General features: G+C 60.5%; 15 protein-coding genes. 10 read left to right on the forward strand and 5 right to left on the reverse strand.

Annotated elements, in window-relative coordinates; genetic code table 11:
- Positions 1-89: 89 nt before the first annotated feature.
- On the reverse strand, positions 90-1,883 hold the full coding sequence (locus tag KGA96_RS23510) for an ABC transporter transmembrane domain-containing protein (protein WP_185754797.1): 1,794 nt from the start codon (positions 1,881-1,883) through the stop codon (positions 90-92).
- 251 nt (positions 1,884-2,134) lie between these two features.
- Here KGA96_RS23510 and KGA96_RS23515 point away from each other — a divergent pair, with 251 nt between their 5' ends.
- A complete protein-coding gene (locus KGA96_RS23515) occupies positions 2,135-2,314 on the forward strand; it encodes a PA1571 family protein (protein ID WP_046041374.1) in 180 nt (59 codons plus the stop codon).
- A gap of 83 nt (positions 2,315-2,397) precedes the next feature.
- On the opposite strand, the gene pdxB is transcribed toward KGA96_RS23515, so the two are convergent.
- Positions 2,398-3,540, reverse strand: a complete 1,143-nt coding sequence (gene pdxB, locus KGA96_RS23520) for a 4-phosphoerythronate dehydrogenase PdxB (protein ID WP_223515125.1) — start codon at positions 3,538-3,540, stop codon at positions 2,398-2,400.
- A gap of 164 nt (positions 3,541-3,704) precedes the next feature.
- On the opposite strand from pdxB, the gene KGA96_RS23525 reads away from it, so the two are divergent.
- Positions 3,705-5,114, forward strand: a complete 1,410-nt coding sequence (locus KGA96_RS23525) for an MATE family efflux transporter (protein WP_046041428.1) — start codon at positions 3,705-3,707, stop codon at positions 5,112-5,114.
- Positions 5,115-5,163: 49 nt separating this feature from the next.
- On the opposite strand, the gene tusA is transcribed toward KGA96_RS23525, so the two are convergent.
- Positions 5,164-5,415: a sulfurtransferase TusA gene (gene tusA / locus KGA96_RS23530; RefSeq protein WP_056721984.1), complete on the reverse strand. Its 252-nt coding sequence runs from the start codon at positions 5,413-5,415 to the stop codon at positions 5,164-5,166.
- A 92-nt stretch (positions 5,416-5,507) separates the two neighbouring features.
- The gene (rlmM, locus tag KGA96_RS23535) at positions 5,508-6,581 is read right to left on the reverse strand and encodes a 23S rRNA (cytidine(2498)-2'-O)-methyltransferase RlmM (protein ID WP_046041367.1); all 1,074 of its coding nucleotides are present in this window, start codon (positions 6,579-6,581) and stop codon (positions 5,508-5,510) included.
- A gap of 487 nt (positions 6,582-7,068) precedes the next feature.
- Here rlmM and acnA point away from each other — a divergent pair, with 487 nt between their 5' ends.
- The 4 genes from acnA (at position 7,069) to KGA96_RS23555 (ending at position 13,201) form a co-directional block, all read left to right on the forward strand.
- Positions 7,069-9,810: an aconitate hydratase AcnA gene (gene acnA / locus KGA96_RS23540; protein ID WP_223515127.1), complete on the forward strand. Its 2,742-nt coding sequence runs from the start codon at positions 7,069-7,071 to the stop codon at positions 9,808-9,810.
- Positions 9,811-10,054: 244 nt separating this feature from the next.
- Positions 10,055-10,846, forward strand: coding sequence for a CPBP family intramembrane glutamic endopeptidase (locus KGA96_RS23545; RefSeq protein ID WP_223515130.1), 792 nt, complete (start codon positions 10,055-10,057; stop codon positions 10,844-10,846).
- A 105-nt stretch (positions 10,847-10,951) separates the two neighbouring features.
- Positions 10,952-12,517 (forward strand): methyl-accepting chemotaxis protein, encoded by a 1,566-nt coding sequence (locus KGA96_RS23550; RefSeq protein ID WP_046041362.1) that lies wholly within the window; start codon positions 10,952-10,954, stop codon positions 12,515-12,517.
- 222 nt (positions 12,518-12,739) lie between these two features.
- Complete coding sequence (locus KGA96_RS23555) at positions 12,740-13,201, forward strand: hypothetical protein (protein WP_223515133.1); 462 nt, start codon at positions 12,740-12,742, stop codon at positions 13,199-13,201.
- A gap of 112 nt (positions 13,202-13,313) precedes the next feature.
- Here the strand turns inward: KGA96_RS23555 and KGA96_RS23560 are convergent, their stop codons facing one another.
- Positions 13,314-13,991 carry an alpha/beta fold hydrolase gene (locus KGA96_RS23560; RefSeq protein WP_046041359.1) on the reverse strand — a complete coding sequence of 226 codons (678 nt, stop codon included), beginning with the start codon at positions 13,989-13,991 and terminating at the stop codon, positions 13,314-13,316.
- A 94-nt stretch (positions 13,992-14,085) separates the two neighbouring features.
- On the opposite strand from KGA96_RS23560, the gene ccoN reads away from it, so the two are divergent.
- Genes ccoN through ccoP form a run of 4 tightly spaced genes read left to right on the forward strand, consistent with a single transcriptional unit; the run spans position 14,086 to position 17,280 of the window.
- A complete protein-coding gene (ccoN, locus tag KGA96_RS23565; RefSeq protein WP_223515135.1) occupies positions 14,086-15,510 on the forward strand; it encodes a cytochrome-c oxidase, cbb3-type subunit I in 1,425 nt (474 codons plus the stop codon).
- Between the two features lie 10 nt (positions 15,511-15,520).
- The gene (ccoO, locus tag KGA96_RS23570; protein WP_008020035.1) at positions 15,521-16,129 is read left to right on the forward strand and encodes a cytochrome-c oxidase, cbb3-type subunit II; all 609 of its coding nucleotides are present in this window, start codon (positions 15,521-15,523) and stop codon (positions 16,127-16,129) included.
- A 3-nt stretch (positions 16,130-16,132) separates the two neighbouring features.
- Positions 16,133-16,327, forward strand: a complete 195-nt coding sequence (locus KGA96_RS23575; protein WP_046041353.1) for a cbb3-type cytochrome oxidase subunit 3 — start codon at positions 16,133-16,135, stop codon at positions 16,325-16,327.
- Complete coding sequence (ccoP, locus tag KGA96_RS23580) at positions 16,324-17,280, forward strand: cytochrome-c oxidase, cbb3-type subunit III (RefSeq protein WP_046041351.1); 957 nt, start codon at positions 16,324-16,326, stop codon at positions 17,278-17,280. Before KGA96_RS23575 ends, ccoP begins: the two co-directional genes overlap by 4 nt.
- Positions 17,281-17,731 lie beyond the last annotated feature (451 nt).

Raw genomic sequence — 17,731 nt, forward strand, 5'->3', positions numbered from 1 at the left:
AGCTTTAAGCTACAAGCCGCAAGCTGTTCTGGTAAACCGCAATAAAAATGCCCGCATTGAAAGATGCGGGCATTTTTATTGCGCTTTTCTTAGCCGGTTATTTGGTCGGAAACGGCATTCTGCCCATCACTGAACTGCAACGCCGCCAACCGCGCATACAAGGCATTGCTGGCAATCAGTTCCTGATGCGTGCCCACCGCCACCAGTTTCCCCTGGTCCATCACCGCGATTCGGTCGGCGTTTTTCACCGTGGCCAGGCGATGGGCGATCACCAGGGTGGTTCGATTCTTCATCAGGCCCGGCAGTGCCTGCTGGATCAGGTGCTCGCTTTGGGCGTCGAGGGCGCTGGTGGCTTCGTCCAGGAGCAGGATCGGGGCGTCCACCAGCAACGCGCGGGCGATGGCCAGGCGTTGGCGCTGGCCGCCGGACAAGCCGAGGCCGCCGTCCCCCAGATGAGTCTGGTAACCGTTGGGCATGGCTTCGATAAAGTCATGGGCGTAAGCGATTTTTGCTGCTTCCTGCACCTCGGCCAAGGTCGCCTGCGGATTGCCGTAGCGAATGTTTTCTTCAATGCTGCCGAAAAACAGCGCCGGAGTCTGCGATACCAGAGCGAAACAGCGGCGCAGGTCCAGCGGATCGAGTTGAGTCAACGGCACGCCATCGAGCAGGATGCGCCCCTGCGCGGGGTCGTAAAAACGCAGCAGCAAGTCATACACCGTGGATTTGCCGGCCCCTGATGGCCCGACCAGCGCCAGCGTCTCACCGGCATTGATGGTCAGGCTCAACCCGTCGACGGCATAGCTTTCCGGCCGCGACGGGTAGGAAAAACGCACATTGTGCAGTTGCAGTTGGCCATCGACCCGCTCCGGCAGTTTCACCGCGCCCGCCACCGGGGGCAGGATGATGTTTTCCGAACGCAGCAATTCGGCAATCCGCTCGGCCGCGCCGGCTGCCCGCTGCAATTCACCAATCACTTCGCTCAAGGTGCCGAACGCGCTGCCGACGATCAGGCTGTAGAACACGAACGCCGCCAGCTCGCCAGCGGAGATTCGCCCGGCGATGACGTCCATGCCGCCAACCCAGAGCATCACCCCCACCGCACCCAGGACCAGCACGATCACCAGGGTAATCAACCACGCCCGCTGGAAGATGCGCTTGCGTGCGGTGTTGAACGCATCTTCCACCGTCACGGCAAACCGGCGCTCGTCCTGGGCCTGATGGTTGTAGGCCTGCACGGTCTTGATCTGCCCCAGGGTTTCCGACACATAGCTGCCGATGTCGGCAATCCGGTCCTGGCTCAGACGTGAGAGGTTACGCACCCGGCGCCCGAAGATCAGGATCGGCGCGATCACCAGGGGCAAGGCGACCACCACGATGCTGGTGAGCTTGGGGTTGGTGATGAACAACAGGACGATACCGCCGATCACCATCAACAGATTGCGCAGGAACAATGACAGCGAAGAGCCGATGACCGACTGCAGCAGCGTGGTGTCGGCGGTCAGGCGGGACTGGATTTCCGAGCTGCGATTGTCTTCGTAAAACCCCGGGTGCAGGTAAATCAGATGATTGAACACGTTGCGCCGGATGTCGGCGACACAGCGCTCGCCGATCCACGACACCAGGTAAAACCGTGCAAAGGTTCCGATCGCCAACCCCGCCACCAGCAGCATGAACAGACCGATGGACTGATTGAGCAGGTGCGGTGACTGGGTCATGAACCCCTTGTCCACCAGCAGACGGATGCCCTGCCCCATGGACAAGGTAATGCCGGCGGTGGCGATCAACGCCAGCAAGGCGCCAAAGGCCTGCCAGCGATACGGCGCGATGAAACGACTGGCCAGGCGAATGGCACGGCGGTGACGGGCAGAGAGCATCGTAATCATCCTGGACAAGGCAGTCATTAGGGTCAGCCTATACCGCTCAATGGGGTGGCTCGCTGCAAATCACAATGAGTCGGGTTGATTATGTCCACCAACACTAGAGGCTAGACATTATTGGTCTAAAGTTCGGGTAGCCAGGCGAAGGCATTTCTGCTGGACTGGTTCTGTCCCCCCGGAAAGATCGCAGGGAGTTGTCATAGCCCGGTCACCTGGTGGTTCTACAGTAAGCTAACAACCTGATGAGGAGACAGGCCATGTCCTTGCAACACAGCAGCGATGACAAGATTCAAGTGATCCGCACGCAACCAGACCAGTCTCTGGGTTGCTCGATTATTGACGAGCAGGGCCGCGAAGTACCGATCACTGAAGAAATGATCCAGAAAGCTTGCAGCGAACTGGAAAAGCGATTGGTCAAACCTGCCGAACAAAAGTGATATAGCCACCGTCTTCTTGACCCGGCCCTTTGTTGGCCGGGTTTTTTATGCCTGCTTATCCAATCCGGGGCCGCCACGGCCTATCAGATTGCCGTCGCCCCCAACGCCGCCACAATTTTCTGCAACTCAGGCGCATCTCCCTCGATTCGCACCTGCAACCCGTCGATCTCACGGCGCGACGGGTATTGCTTGCGCAGCACATCGAATGCCGCACGCTGTTCGCTGACATTGCCGACAAGGCTGCGACGGAAATCCGCATCGTCACGACGCGGGTCATACACGCCACGGCACAGCATGGCCAACGCCCAGGCCGGGTCGCTTTGCGCATTGAGGGTCACGTGCGACAGCCACGGTGCCGGCAGCAAATCGCCCAGGCTGACGCGGGCCGGTTGCCCGAGGAAATCGCAATAGGCCTGATAGATCTGCGCGGTCCCCCGCTGCTTGCCGTCGAGGCTGTAGCCGGCAATGTGTGGCGTTGCCAGCACGCAGAGTTCGGCCAGCGCCACGTCGACTTCTGGCTCGCCTTCCCAGACATCGAGCACTGCTTGCAGGTCTTCGCGCTCCAGCAGCACATCGCGCAGCGCCGCGTTGTTGACCACCGGCCCGCGACTGGCATTGATCAGCCAGGTGCCGGACCTGAGCTGGTTCAGGCGTTTTTCATCGAACAAATGCCAGGTCGATTGCGGACCCTGTTTAGTCAATGGCGTGTGCAGGCTGATGACGTCGCACTCGTCGATGATCTGCTCGAGGCTGACGTAATCCCCACCTTCTGCAGCTTGCCGAGGTGGATCGCACACCAGCACCTTCCAGCCCAGGCCTTGCAGGACCTTGACCAGCCGTCCACCCACTTCGCCGGCACCAAGCACGCCGTAGGTACGCCGGGTCAGGTCGACACCTTCGATTTCGGCCAGGGTCAGCAGACTGCCGAGCACATAGTCGACCACGCCGCGGGCATTGCAGCCTGGTGCGCTGGACCAGGTGATACCGGTCTGCTGAAAGTAATTCAGGTCCAGATGATCGGTGCCAATGGTGCACGTACCGACAAAGCGCACCTTGCTGCCCTCTAGCAGCGCGCGATTGACGTTGGTCACCGAGCGCACCAACAGCACATCGGCCTGCTCGACCGTGGCACGGTCGATGGCGCGACCCGGTACCCGGCGGATTTCTCCGAAGCCTCCGAAGAAGGCATCGAGCAGGGGGATATTTTCGTCGGCAACAATCAGCATGGCAGGCTCCTTTGGCGGATCGGCAGTTTAGGCGTAGATACCTCATCGCGCCTAGCACGCCGCTCGCAGATGATTACAAATCCACAACACGGGTCTTTTCCTGACTGGCGCGTCAACGCGTAGAATGCGCGCCTGTGCATCAATACCTTTTGGACGTTTCGCCATTGAATCCTGTAATTGAGAATACCGCCGCCATTGCTCCGGCGCGGACGACACCTGTTCGCCTGGAGCTCAAAGGCCTGCTCAGCCTGGCCCTGCCCATCATGATCGCGCAACTGGCGACCACGGCCATGGGCTTCGTCGATGCGGTGATGGCCGGCCGCGTCAGCCCCCGGGACCTGGCCTCGGTGGCCCTGGGCAACTCGATCTGGATTCCGGTCTACCTGTTGATGTCCGGCGTCCTGCTGGCAACCACACCCAAGGTCGCGCAACGCTTTGGCGCCGGGCAGCTTGACGAAATCGGCCCGCTGGTACGCCAGGCGCTGTGGCTGGCACTGTGCGTCGGGTTGATCGGCAGTGGCCTGCTGCTCGGCGCCGAGCCGATCCTGCACTGGATGAAAGTCGACCCACAATTGATCGAGCCGAGCATGGGTTACCTGCACGGGATCGCCTTCGGCTTGCCGGGCATGGCGTTCTATTACGTGCTGCGCTGCTACAGCGATGGCATGGGGCGGACCCGTCCGAGCATGGTCATCGGCTTGTGCGGGCTACTGCTGAACATTCCGCTGAACTACACGTTGATCTATGGCCATTTCGGCGCACCGGCCCTGGGCGGCGTCGGTTGTGGCTGGGCCAGCGGCATCGTGATGTGGTTCATGGCGTTGAGCATGGCCGGCTGGACCTTCTGGGCCCCCTTCTATGCCCGCACCCGTGTGCTGGTGCGCTTCGATCGGCCAAAATGGGCCGTGATCAAGCGCCTGGTCAGCATCGGCCTGCCGATCGGTATCGCCGTGTTTGCCGAGTCCAGCATCTTCGCGGTCATTGCCCTGTTGATCGGCAGTCTCGGCTCTACCGTGGTGGCCGGGCACCAGATCGCCCTGAATATCAGCTCGTTGCTGTTCATGATTCCTTACTCGCTGGGCATGGCGGTGACCGTGCGCGTCGGCCAGGCACTGGGGGCCGGCAATCCCTGGCAGGCGCGCTTCGCGGCGAAGGTCGGGCTCGGCGCGGCACTGGTGTTCGCGGCGTTCTCGGCAGCCCTGATCCTGCTCCTGCGCGAACCTATCGCCTCGATCTACACGCCTGACAAGGCCGTGATCCAGATTGCGTCGATGTTGATTGTGTATGCCGCGCTGTATCAGTTTTCCGATGCCATCCAGGTGATCTGCGCGGGCGCGCTGCGTGGATACCAGGACACCCGGGTGACGATGATCCTGACCCTGTTCGCCTATTGGGGTATCGGCTTGCCGGTCGGTTACGTGCTGGGACTGACCGATTGGTTCGGTCCGGCCAGCGGCCCGAGCGGGCTATGGGAAGGATTGATTGCCGGCTTGAGCTGCGCGGCGCTGATGCTGTCGATCCGCCTGACGCTCAGTGCGCGCAGGCGAATTCGTAACAGCCGCTCGGCGGGTTGACTGCACAAACAAAAAGACCTGCTTTTGCAGGTCTTTTTTTTGGCTACCGTTAAACGGACTTCTTGCGAATCCAGTAGAGGTAGGTGCCCTCATCTTCGTGCTGCGCCACCAGTTCATGGTCGAGAAACACGCAGAACTTGGGAATGTCGCGACGGGTCGACGGATCAGTGGCGATCACCTTGAGCAGGCCGCCGGGCACCAGGTCACGGATGTGCTGGTGCAGCATCATCACCGGCTCGGGGCAGTTGAGGCCGGTGGCGTCGAGGGTGCCGTCTACCGGCGTATCAAGCATTTCACTCATGATTCACTCCTGAAACTGGCCGGCATTGTCGCGCATTGCCGGGTTTGTGGCGAGGGAGCTTGCTCCCTCGCCACAAAAGCCATGGATGGATATCAGCGGGATTTCGGCTTCTTCACATCCAGTCGACGCAAATGGCAGGTCACTTCCTCGCGGTCGTGGTACAGCTGCTTGCAGCCGATCTCAACCTTGATGCCCCGGGCCTTGAAGCCATCGGCAATGCGCTCGAGCAAGCGCTTCACTTCGGCATAGCGCTGTTTCATCGGCAGCTTGAGGTTGACCACCGCTTCGCGGCAATGCCCCTCGCCAATCCACTCTTCCAGCATCGCGGCGTTGCGCGCCGGCTTCTCGACGATGTCGCAGACCATCCAGTCCACCGGTTGCTTGGGCTTGAAGGTAAAACCGTCAGCCATCAAGTGCTGCACCAGACCGGTGTCCATCAGGCTTTCGGCCATCGGGCCGTTGTCGATGGCGGTCACCAGCATGCCGCGATTGACCAGTTGCCAGGTCCAGCCACCGGGGGCGGCCCCGAGGTCGACGCCGGTCATGTCGCCGTGCAGGCGCTCGTCCCACTGATCGCGCGGGATGAAGTGGTGCCAGGCCTCTTCCAGCTTGAGGGTCGAGCGGCTCGGCGCCTCGCGGGGGAATTTCAATCGCGGAATGCCCATCGGCCACATCGCCGAGTTGTTCGACTCCGCCAGGCCCATGAACACTTCGCGGCCGCTCTTGAACGTCAGCAGCAGGCGCGGCTTGTGAGCGTCTTCCACCAGCTTGCCGGCGGCCATCAGCGCCTTGCGCAGGTGAACTTCGAATTTCTTGCAGAAGTTCGACAGTTCCTTGCCGTCGTTGGTGTCGACCATTTCCAGCCACAGGCTGCCGCACAGCGGAAAGTCCGCCATATGCGCCAGGATCACGCTGATGCGGTCGGTTTCCGGCAGATCGATGAATATCCCCCGAGCCCACTGGCGCGGGAAGATCAGCTCGGCGAAACGCTGCCCGCGCATCAGGCGCTCGGCGCCGTCTTCTTCGGTGCAGACAAACTCGGCGCAGGCAGTTGCAGCCTTGGCCTTGGCATATCCGGCCACGTTCAAGCGCGCAGCGAGGTCGGAAATCTCGGAACAGACTTCGCCTTCGAAGCCCGGCCGGCAATGCATAAAAAGGGTGTTCATTCTTACTCCTGGGCAGATGGCGAGACATTCAACCACTGCGCGATGCCCAGGCTTGCTCTACAGCAAAGCCTGTCACGAAAACCGGCGCATGATAGCCGACTTCGGAACCCAGGGTCTGTTAACGCTTGCTGTCGACCGCGACGCAGCCCCATTTTCCGCTGGGCAAGGCGCGAGGAACGCAGTTTGGTTGTTCCAAATAAGTTCCGAGCAACGCCGCCCAGCGGAAAATGGGGCGCGTCCCTTCGGGTTGCGCGCCAAAGTGTGCGAGGCCGCGTTGCGGGATTTGCCAAGGGAACAACCATTGGCGGCATCCCGCGCCTTGCCTCGCACACTTTGGCATCGCAACGCGGTTCGACAGCAAGCGTTAACAGACCCTGGACTTGCCCATAGAGTCCAGTTATTAGCCTTAAGCACCAAAGAGGGCTAGGTTTAGTCCTCTATCCGTTCCCTCTGTCCGTAGCCGTGCGGACTCAAAGGAGTGATCGCAATGCCGTCCCTCGATAGCCTGAATACGCTCAAGACCCTGCAAGTCGGCAACAAGACCTACCACTACTTCAGCCTGCCCGATGCCGCCAAAAGCCTGGGTGATCTGGACAAGTTGCCGATGTCGTTGAAAGTCCTGCTGGAAAACCTGCTGCGCTGGGAGGACGAAAAAACCGTCACCGGCGCCGACCTCAAGGCACTGGCCGCGTGGCTCAAGGAGCGTCGCTCCGACCGCGAAATCCAGTACCGCCCGGCGCGGGTGCTGATGCAGGACTTCACCGGCGTACCGGCGGTTGTCGACCTGGCCGCCATGCGCGCGGCGATGGCCAAGGCCGGCGGCAATCCGCAGCGGATCAACCCGCTGTCGCCGGTGGACCTGGTGATCGACCACTCGGTGATGGTCGACAAGTTTGCCAGCAGCAGCGCCTTCGAGCAGAACGTCGACATTGAAATGCAGCGCAATGGCGAGCGCTATGCGTTCCTGCGCTGGGGCCAGAGTGCCTTCGACAATTTCAGCGTGGTGCCGCCGGGCACCGGGATCTGCCACCAGGTGAATCTTGAATACCTCGGCCGCACGGTCTGGACCAAGGACGAGGACGGCCGCACCTACGCCTTCCCCGACACTTTGGTGGGCACCGATTCCCACACCACCATGATCAACGGCCTCGGCGTGCTCGGCTGGGGCGTCGGCGGTATCGAGGCGGAAGCGGCAATGCTCGGGCAACCGGTGTCGATGCTGATTCCGGAAGTCATCGGTTTCAAACTCACCGGTAAGCTCAAGGAAGGCATCACCGCCACCGACCTGGTGCTGACCGTGACCCAGATGCTGCGCAAGAAAGGCGTGGTGGGCAAATTCGTCGAATTCTACGGCGACGGCCTTGCCGACCTGCCCCTGGCCGACCGTGCGACCATCGCCAACATGGCCCCGGAATACGGCGCCACCTGCGGTTTTTTCCCGGTGGACGACATCACGCTGGACTACCTGCGCCTGTCCGGACGGCCCCTGGAAACGGTGCAACTGGTCGAGGCCTACAGCAAGGCCCAGGGCCTGTGGCGCCTGCCCGGCCAGGAACCGCTGTTCACCGACAGCCTGGCGCTGGACATGGACAGCGTCGAAGCCAGCCTCGCCGGGCCAAAACGCCCACAGGACCGGGTGTCGCTGCCCAATGTCGCGCAAGCGTTCAGCGACTTCGCCGACCTGCAATTCAAGCCCACCAACAAGGAAGAAGGCCGCCTGGAAAGTGAAGGCGGTGGCGGTGTTGCCGTCGGTAATGCCGATATGGCCGGCGAAGTGGATTACGACTACGAAGGCCAGACCTATCGCCTGAAAAACGGCGCCGTGGTCATCGCCGCGATCACCTCCTGCACCAACACCTCCAACCCCAGCGTAATGATGGCGGCCGGACTGGTGGCGAAGAAGGCCGTGGAAAAAGGCCTGAAACGCAAACCCTGGGTGAAGAGCTCGCTGGCCCCCGGCTCGAAAGTGGTCACCGACTACTACAAGGCGGCCGGGCTGACCCATTACCTTGACGAATTGGGCTTTGCCCTGGTCGGCTATGGCTGCACCACCTGCATCGGCAACTCGGGACCGCTGTCGGAGCCCATCGAGAAAGCCATCCAGCAAGCCGACCTCACCGTGGCCTCCGTGCTCTCAGGCAATCGCAACTTCGAAGGCCGGGTGCATCCACTGGTTAAAACCAACTGGCTGGCCTCCCCGCCGCTGGTAGTGGCCTACGCGCTGGCCGGCACGGTGCGCACCGACCTCAGCCGCGAGCCGCTAGGCGATGACAAGGACGGCAAGCCGGTTTACCTGCGTGACATCTGGCCAAGCAGCAAGGAAATTGCCGACGCAGTGAATCAGGTCAACACCGCCATGTTCCACAAGGAATACGCCGAAGTGTTTGCCGGTGACGCGCAATGGCAGGCGATCAAGGTTCCGCAGGCGGCGACCTATGTCTGGCAGGACGACTCGACTTACATCCAGCACCCGCCGTTCTTCGACGACATCGGCGGCCCGCCGCCCGTGGTCAAGGATGTCAACGGCGCCAGGATCCTCGCACTGCTCGGCGACTCGGTGACCACCGACCACATCTCCCCGGCCGGCAACATCAAGGCCGACAGCCCGGCAGGGCAATACCTGCGCGACAAAGGCGTGGAGCCGAGGGACTTCAACTCCTACGGCTCACGGCGTGGCAACCATGAAGTGATGATGCGCGGCACCTTCGCCAACATTCGCATACGCAACGAAATGCTCGGCGGCGAAGAAGGCGGCAACACCCGCTACATTCCCACTGGCGAGAAAATGCCGATCTACGACGCCGCCATGCGTTATCAGGCTTCAGGTACCCCGCTGGTGGTGATCGCCGGCCAGGAATACGGCACCGGCTCGAGTCGCGACTGGGCCGCCAAGGGCACCAACCTGCTGGGGGTGAAAGCGGTCGTCGCCGAAAGCTTCGAACGGATTCACCGCTCCAACCTGGTCGGCATGGGCGTACTGCCGTTGCAGTTCAAGCTGGATCAGAACCGCAAGAGCCTGAAGCTCAACGGCAGTGAAATCCTGGACATCCTCGGCTTGACCGGCGTCGAGCTGACGCCACGGATGAACCTGACGCTGGTCATCACCCGCGAAGACGGCAGTAGCGAGAAGATCGAGGTGTTGTGCCGCATCGATACGCTCAATGAGGTGGAGTACTTCAAGTCCGGAGGGATTTTGCATTACGTGTTGCGGCAGTTGATCGCGTCCTGACCGACCGCTGACAAAGACACCGCCTTCGGGCGGTGTTTTTGTTTGGGCCACGCTTATAATCGCAGCCCTCAGGATACCCCCATCTGTGGCGAGGGAGCTTGCTCCCGCTCGACTGCGAAGCAGTCGCCAGCCCTGCAGATGCATTTCATCTGGCACAACGGGTTGATTGTTATTGGGGCCGCTTCGCAACCCAGCGGGAGCAAGCTCCCTCGCCACAAAAGCTGTTCATCTCTAAGGACTTCAAATGATTGCCCTGCCATGGACGTTTCTGGCCCTGCTTTCCTTCGGCTACGGCCTGGCGCTGACCTACGGCCATCTCGGCTGGCTCTCGGCAATTTCGGTGTTCTTGTTGCTGGTCGCCGGCGCAGCGGTTCGCCAACGCGAGATCCCTTTTGTCCGCTACCTCGGCCACGGACTGTTCATCGTCCTGGCCCTGGCCTTGGCGACGCATTGGCTACCCGGTTTCTATAACGGTCGCGGTATCAATCCCCAACGCTTTACCGACGATGCCGTGTCATTCGCCATGCACCTGAATCTGGACAAACCGCTGATCGGCTTCTGGCTGTTACTGGTTTGTCCGTGGATTGTCGGCCGACGTTCGCTTCGGTTGTCCCTGTATGCCACCGCACTGGCACTGACCTTGAGCGCCGTGCTGGCATTGGGCGGCGCGCTGTTGCTGGGCGTAATCGCCTGGGCGCCGAAATGGCCGGATCAAGCCTGGCTGTGGTTGCTGAACAATCTGCCTCTGGTGACGCTGGTCGAGGAAGCGCTGTTCCGTGGCTACATCCAGGGCGGACTGAGCCGGTACCTCAAAGACCGGCCCTACGGTGAACACCTCGCCCTGCTGCTGGCGTCATTGGTCTTCGGCCTGGCCCATATCGGCGCAGGATGGCAGTGGGTGTTGCTGGCGACGCTGGCCGGGGTCGGCTATGGCCTGGCCTACCGGTTCGGCGGGCTGGGCGCCGCCATTGCCAGCCACTTTGGCTTGAACCTGCTGCATTTCGGCCTGTTCACCTATCCGATGCTCACCAGCTGACGCAAGGGTCATTTTGCGACGCATCGCTGATTATCGAAAAATAATCTCAACAATCCGCCGGCCTTGCCGATACAGCACTTGAAAGCCTTGCGGATTAAAAAAGCCATGCGTAACAACCAGCCAATTACACAACGCGAGCGGACCTTCCCGGCTCAGCAACGGTTGATTTCCACCACCGATGCCAAGGGCATGATCACCTACTGTAACGACGCTTTCGTCGAGATCAGCGGGTTTTCCCGAGAGGAACTGATCCGTGCACCGCACAACCTGGTCCGTCACCCCGACGTCCCGGCCGCGGTGTTCGCACACATGTGGGACACGCTGAAACAAGGCTTGCCATGGATGGGCATCGTCAAGAATCGCTGCAAGACCGGTGATCATTACTGGGTGAACGCCTATGTGACACCGATCTTCGAAGGCAATCAGGTGATCGGTTACGAGTCGGTGCGGGTCAAGCCCAGCGCCGAACAGATCCGCCGTGCCGAAGCGCTCTACCAACGCATCAACCAGGGCAAGTCGGCCATTCCCTCCTCGGATAAATGGTTGCCGATCCTGCAGGACTGGCTGCCGTTCATCCTGGTCAGCCAATTAAGCTTCATGATCGGTGCATCGCTGAACTCCCATTGGGGGTTTGCCCTGGCTGCCGGTCTTTCGGTGCCGCTGGGCCTGATGGGCCTTCAGTGGCAACAGCGTGGCCTCAAGCGTTTGCTGCGCCTGGCCGAGCAGACCACCTCCGATCCGTTGATCGCACAGATGTACACCGACAGTCGCGGCGCCCAGGCGCGTTTGGAAATGTCCATCCTGAGTCAGGAAGCACGCCTGAAAACCTGCCTGACGCGCCTGCAGGACACGGCCGAACACCTGACCGATCAAGCCAGGCAGTCCGACGCCCTGGCGCACAACAGCTCCAGCGGTCTGGAACGTCAACGGGTCGAGACCGAACAGGTGGCCACTGCGGTCAACCAGATGGCAGCTACCACCCAGGAAGTCGCCAGCCACGTGCAACGCACCGCCGACGCCACCCAGGAAGCCAATCGCCTGACCGGTCGCGGTCGTGATATCGCCGGGGAAACCCGCGAAGCCATCCAGCGCCTGTCGGTGGTAGTCGGTGAAACCGGCGTGACCGTGACCCAACTGGCCAAGGACAGCAACGAAATCGGCGGCGTAGTCGACGTGATCAAAGGCATCGCCGACCAGACCAACCTGCTGGCCCTGAACGCCGCCATCGAAGCGGCCCGTGCCGGCGAGATGGGTCGTGGTTTTGCGGTGGTGGCCGACGAAGTCCGTCAGCTGGCGCAACGTACCAGCGAGTCCACCGGGCAGATTCATGCGCTGATCGCCAAGCTCCAGCAAACCGCCAGCACCGCCGTGCAGACCATGGAAGCCGGGCATCGTCAGGCGGAAGAAGGCGTGGCGCGGGTACTGGAAGCGGACCAGGCACTGGTGGGGATCAGTGAAGCGGTGGCCAACATCACCGACATGACCACCCAGATTGCCGCCGCGACTGAAGAGCAAAGTGCCGTGGCCGAAGAAATCAGCCGCAACATCAGCAACATTTCGGAGCTGGCGGACCAGACCTCGGAACAGGCGCAGAACTCGGCGTTGCTGAGTGAAGAGCTGACCAAAACCGCGAATACCCAGTATTCGTTAGTGGAGCGGTTTAACCGCTAGCCGATTGCGCGCCGTCTACTTCCCTATAATCCCCGACCAATGATCGGGGATTTTTTATTGCATAAAGCTTCACCTTAAAAAACGACATCTCATAACTCACATAAAAACCAAAAAATCCACTATCAACCTTGATAGTTAAATTGCTCCGATAAAAATCTTACGCTATTCATCCCGACATCGACAGAACGTCACGTGTCAACATCTATGAGGTCTTTAACCAAGATGGATAGCAAACTGGAACGCCTATTAGCGGCAACGAAACAAAAACTTTATCCGGTACCCCCCGGCACGTTCAGGTGGCGTTTCAACACAGAACCCGCCTGGATCGAAGCGACCACCGCATCCCTTCAACGCATCCGCTTTAATGGGAGGGATTTCTGGGCGTGGAACGCTTCGACAGGCTCCAATAATACAGGGGACATTTTCCTCTATGACTTCACCCTTGACTACATTGACGAAAACATCTTTGACAAGACATTCAACTTGGGAGAACAGGGTCTTACCTTTACGCACTGTTATATGACCAGCGATGGTCATTTCAAATGCATAGACGCACTATCAGCTAAAGTTTCCATCAAACTCGATCCGAAAGACGGCATCAGCACGGGCGACTTTGAAGCGACATTCAGTCCCGAATTTGAATCCCCCAATGGCGTATTCAACTTAACAAGACAAACATCCTGAAGTTAGTACATCGCAAGTCCCCCAAGCGGCGTAGTTCCCCCCACAATGGATCAGGCATATCCAATCCATTGTGGGCTTACTCACGATGAGGCGATGATTGCTGCCGAAAACTTCATTGAAGGAATGAAGCCACCTTCTGTGCCGCAGCCACCAAATGCTGCTCATGACTAAACCCCGAAGCCTTCAACGGCTTCAAATCATGATCCCCCGCCACCAGCCAGAACACCTCGATACCCGGCGATAGCGCATACCCCTCGACCGCCTCCCGGTTGCCCAATGCATCGCGTTCACCCTGCACGATCAAGGTTCGTGTCTTCAACCCCGCCAAATGCTCAACCCGTGGCTTCTCCGGTTTACCCACCGCATAGAACGGATACCCCAGGCACACCAGGGCATCCGCGCCCAATTCATCCGCCAACAAACTGGCCATGCGACCGCCCATGGACTTGCCGCCGATGGCCAACGGCCCAGTGACATGGCGTCGCACCTGGGGATACACATCACGCCAGCATTCCAGCAGTTTCGGCGCCGGGTTCGGCGGGCGTTTGCCGCTATCGAGGCGCCGCTGCGCCATGTAGGGAAACTCGAAGCGCAACACGTTGACGCCTTGCGCGGCGAGGCGTGCAGCCATGTCGCTCATCCAGTCGCTGTCCATCGGTGCGCCAGCGCCATGGGCGAGGATCAACGTCGCAGTAGCCTTGCCAGCGGCGGCATTCCACAACCATCCATGATCCCGCACGCACTGCGCCCATTGATCCCCGTCAATACCGGCCTTGTGCCCTTTGTCCATGCTTGCCTCGCTTTTAGTCTGCCTATAACTCCGGCCGAAGGGTGCACTGCCTTGCGCTGCGCGCTCACTTCGGCTGAACCGTGGATGGGGAACCATGAACACTTCTATCAGTACCGCCTACAACTACAAGGTGGTCCGCCAATTCGCCATTATGACGGTGGTGTGGGGCATCGTCGGCATGGGGCTCGGGGTTTTTCTCGCTGCCCAGTTGGTCTGGCCCGAACTCAACTTCAATTTGCCGTGGACCAGCTTCGGCCGCTTGCGCCCGCTACACACCAACGCGGTGATCTTCGCCTTTGGCGGCTGCGCACTGTTCGCCAGTTCGTTGTACTCCGTACAACGGACGTGCCAAACACGCTTATTTGCTCCCGCAGTTGCCGCGTTCTGTTTCTGGGGCTGGCAGCTTGTGATCCTGCTGGCAGCCATCAGCCTGCCGCTGGGCTACACCAGCTCCAAGGAATACGCCGAGCTGGAATGGCCGATCGACATCCTGATCACCATCGTCTGGGTCGCTTACGCCATCGTGTTCTTCGGCACGATCATGCAGCGCAAGACCAAGCACATTTATGTCGGTAACTGGTTCTTCGGTGCGTTCATCATCACCGTGGCGATCCTGCACATCGTCAACAACATGGAGTTGCCGGTCAGCTTCACCAAGTCCTACTCGCTGTACTCCGGTGCCACTGACGCGATGGTGCAGTGGTGGTACGGGCACAACGCCGTGGGCTTTTTCCTCACCGCCGGTTTCCTCGGGATGATGTATTACTTCGTGCCGAAACAGGCCGAGCGTCCGGTGTACTCCTATCGCCTGTCGATCGTGCACTTCTGGGCGCTGATCACCCTGTACATCTGGGCCGGTCCGCACCACTTGCACTACACCGCATTGCCGGACTGGGCGCAGTCGCTGGGCATGGTGATGTCGCTGATCCTGCTGGCACCAAGCTGGGGCGGGATGATCAACGGCATGATGACCCTCTCGGGTGCCTGGCATAAGTTGCGCAGCGACCCGGTCCTGCGCTTCCTCGTGGTGTCCCTGGCGTTCTACGGCATGTCGACCTTCGAAGGGCCGATGATGGCGATCAAGACGGTCAACGCCCTCTCCCACTACACCGACTGGACCATCGGCCACGTACACGCCGGCGCCTTGGGCTGGGTGGCGATGATTTCCATCGGCGCGCTGTACCACATGATCCCGAAAATCTTCGGCCGCGAGCAGATGCACAGCATCGGCCTGATCAACGCGCACTTCTGGCTCGCCACCATCGGCACCGTTCTGTACATCGCCTCGATGTGGGTCAACGGCATCGCCCAGGGTCTGATGTGGCGTGCGGTGAACGAAGACGGCACGCTGACTTACTCCTTCGTCGAGACCCTGGTGGCCAGCCACCCTGGCTTCGTCGTGCGGCTGGTGGGCGGTGCGATTTTCCTCAGCGGCATGTTCCTGATGGCCTACAACACTTGGCGCACCGTGCGGGCCTCGCAGCCTGCCGAAGTCGACGCTGCCGCGCAGATGGCCTGAGGAGTCCGCCATGAAACACGAAACTATCGAGAAAAACGTCGGCCTGTTGCTGCTGCTGATGATCCTGGCCGTGAGCATCGGCGGCCTGACCCAGATCGTCCCGCTGTTCTTCCAGGACGTGACCAACAAACCGGTGGAAGGCATGAAGCCCTACACCGCACTGCAACTGGAAGGTCGCGACATCTACATCCGCGAAGGCTGCGTCGGCTGCCACTCGCAGATGATCCGCCCGTTCCGCGCCGAGACCGAACGCTACGGGCACTACTCGGTGGCCGGTGAAAGCGTCTGGGATCACCCGTTCCTGTGGGGCTCGAAACGCACCGGGCCGGACCTGGCGCGGGTCGGCGCGCGCTACTCGGACGACTGGCACCGCGCGCACTTGTACAACCCGCGCAACGTCGTGCCGGAGTCGAAGATGCCGGCCTACCCGTGGCTGGTGGCCAATCAACTCGACAGCAGTCATACCGAAACCAAGATCAAGGCCATGCGCACCCTGGGCGTGCCGTACACCGACGAAGACATCACCGGCGCCGTCGCGTCCCTCAAGGGCAAGAGCGAGATGGATGCACTGGTCGCCTACCTGCAAGTGCTCGGCACTGCCATCAAGAGCAAGAGGTGAGCAATGTTTGAATTGAGCACTGGAATGATCCGCGGCCTTGGCACTGTCGTCGTATTCGTCGCGTTCATTGGCTTGACCCTGTGGGTATTCAACGGCAAGCGCAGCCCGGAATTCGCCGAAGCGCGCCTGCTGCCGTTCGCCGACGAGCCACAACCCGACATCACTGAAGAATCAGCAACAAGGAGTACCCGGCCATGACCACCTTCTGGAGTACGTGGATCTGCGTACTGACCATCGGCAGCCTGATCGGCCTGACCTGGCTGTTGATCGGCACCCGCAAGGGTGAAACCAAGGGCAGTGTCGACCAGACCATGGGCCACAGCTTCGACGGCATCGAGGAGTACGACAACCCGTTGCCGCAATGGTGGTTCATGCTGTTCGCTGGCACCCTGGTGTTTGCCGTCGGTTATCTGATCCTTTATCCGGGCCTGGGCAACTGGAAAGGCGTCCTCCCCGGCTACGAAAACGGCTGGACCGGCGTGCACGAATGGGAAAAGGAGATGGACAAGGCTGACGCGAAGTTCGGGCCGATCTTCGCCAAGTTCGCGGCGATGCCCGTGGAAGAAGTGGCCAAGGACCCGCAGGCACTGAAAATGGGCGGCCGCCTGTTTGCCTCCAACTGCTCGGTGTGCCACGGCTCGGACGCCAAGGGTGCATACGGTTTCCCCAACCTGACCGACAGCGACTGGCGCTGGGGCGGCAATGCAGAAACCCTCAAGACCACCATCATGGGTGGCCGGATGGCGATGATGCCGGCCTGGGGTGAAGTCCTGGGGGAGGACGGTGTGAAAAACGTCGCCGCTTATGTGCGCCATGGCCTGGCCAAGTTGCCATTGCCTGCCGACAGCAAAGCCGACCTGCAAGCCGGACAGCAAGCCTTCAGCACCACCTGCGTCGCCTGTCACGGAGCTAATGGCCAGGGCACCGAAGCCATGGGCGCGCCGAACCTGACGCACCCGGCCGGCTTCATTTACGGTACAAGCCTGACGCAGCTTGAGCAGACGATTCGGCATGGCCGCCAGGGCCATATGCCGGCGCAGAACGAACTGCTCGGCAACGATAAGGTGCAGCTGCTCGCGGCTTACGTGTACAGCCTTTCCAGAGGTGATGAGCAGTTGAGCGGCAAGCTTCAAGCTACAAGCGGCAAGTAAAGTCAAAAGCCAGAGCTGCAAGCAACGGGATTTCTCTTGAAGCTTGCAGCTTGAAGCTTGCCGCTGCCTCTTTGCGACGCATTGTCGCACCCTCTTTGACTCTTTCTTTCGGATCACCGGATTCGGGTCTAAGCTTCCCCCGATGCGGACTGGCCGGTGCCGGTTCCAGGTCGACCCTGAACGATGTGTTCGACGAATCTGCCCGATGACAGGCCGCAAAGGCTGGTAGATACCGGCTGTCGCACCAATTGCCTTCGGTCAGCCAAACGTTGCGTTTGAACACACCTCGTTACATCCGACCTGACCCCCTCGCCTGATCAGTCCGCCGGGACGTTTTGCCCGCGGGCAATTTTGTCCTTACGCGGCGCATGGAAAGGCCGCAGAATCAGCTTTTGAAAGCATTGACCCAGGTCATGGCGCGTTGCAATGACCCCTTGCTTTCTCCATACTT

The organism is Pseudomonas sp. GL-R-26 (assembly GCF_019947365.1).
In the GTDB taxonomy this organism is placed as follows: domain Bacteria; phylum Pseudomonadota; class Gammaproteobacteria; order Pseudomonadales; family Pseudomonadaceae; genus Aquipseudomonas.

Coding starts and splice junctions, on each gene's coding strand:
- KGA96_RS23510 (WP_185754797.1), bottom strand. CDS start 1,883: ATGATTACGATGCTCTCTGCCCGTCACCGCCGTGCCATTCGCCTGGCC.
- KGA96_RS23515 (WP_046041374.1), top strand. CDS start 2,135: ATGTCCTTGCAACACAGCAGCGATGACAAGATTCAAGTGATCCGCACG.
- pdxB (WP_223515125.1), bottom strand. CDS start 3,540: ATGCTGATTGTTGCCGACGAAAATATCCCCCTGCTCGATGCCTTCTTC.
- tusA (WP_056721984.1), bottom strand. CDS start 5,415: ATGAGTGAAATGCTTGATACGCCGGTAGACGGCACCCTCGACGCCACC.
- rlmM (WP_046041367.1), bottom strand. CDS start 6,581: ATGAACACCCTTTTTATGCATTGCCGGCCGGGCTTCGAAGGCGAAGTC.
- acnA (WP_223515127.1), top strand. CDS start 7,069: ATGCCGTCCCTCGATAGCCTGAATACGCTCAAGACCCTGCAAGTCGGC.
- KGA96_RS23545 (WP_223515130.1), top strand. CDS start 10,055: ATGATTGCCCTGCCATGGACGTTTCTGGCCCTGCTTTCCTTCGGCTAC.
- KGA96_RS23550 (WP_046041362.1), top strand. CDS start 10,952: ATGCGTAACAACCAGCCAATTACACAACGCGAGCGGACCTTCCCGGCT.
- KGA96_RS23555 (WP_223515133.1), top strand. CDS start 12,740: ATGGATAGCAAACTGGAACGCCTATTAGCGGCAACGAAACAAAAACTT.
- KGA96_RS23560 (WP_046041359.1), bottom strand. CDS start 13,991: ATGGACAAAGGGCACAAGGCCGGTATTGACGGGGATCAATGGGCGCAG.
- ccoN (WP_223515135.1), top strand. CDS start 14,086: ATGAACACTTCTATCAGTACCGCCTACAACTACAAGGTGGTCCGCCAA.
- ccoO (WP_008020035.1), top strand. CDS start 15,521: ATGAAACACGAAACTATCGAGAAAAACGTCGGCCTGTTGCTGCTGCTG.
- KGA96_RS23575 (WP_046041353.1), top strand. CDS start 16,133: ATGTTTGAATTGAGCACTGGAATGATCCGCGGCCTTGGCACTGTCGTC.
- ccoP (WP_046041351.1), top strand. CDS start 16,324: ATGACCACCTTCTGGAGTACGTGGATCTGCGTACTGACCATCGGCAGC.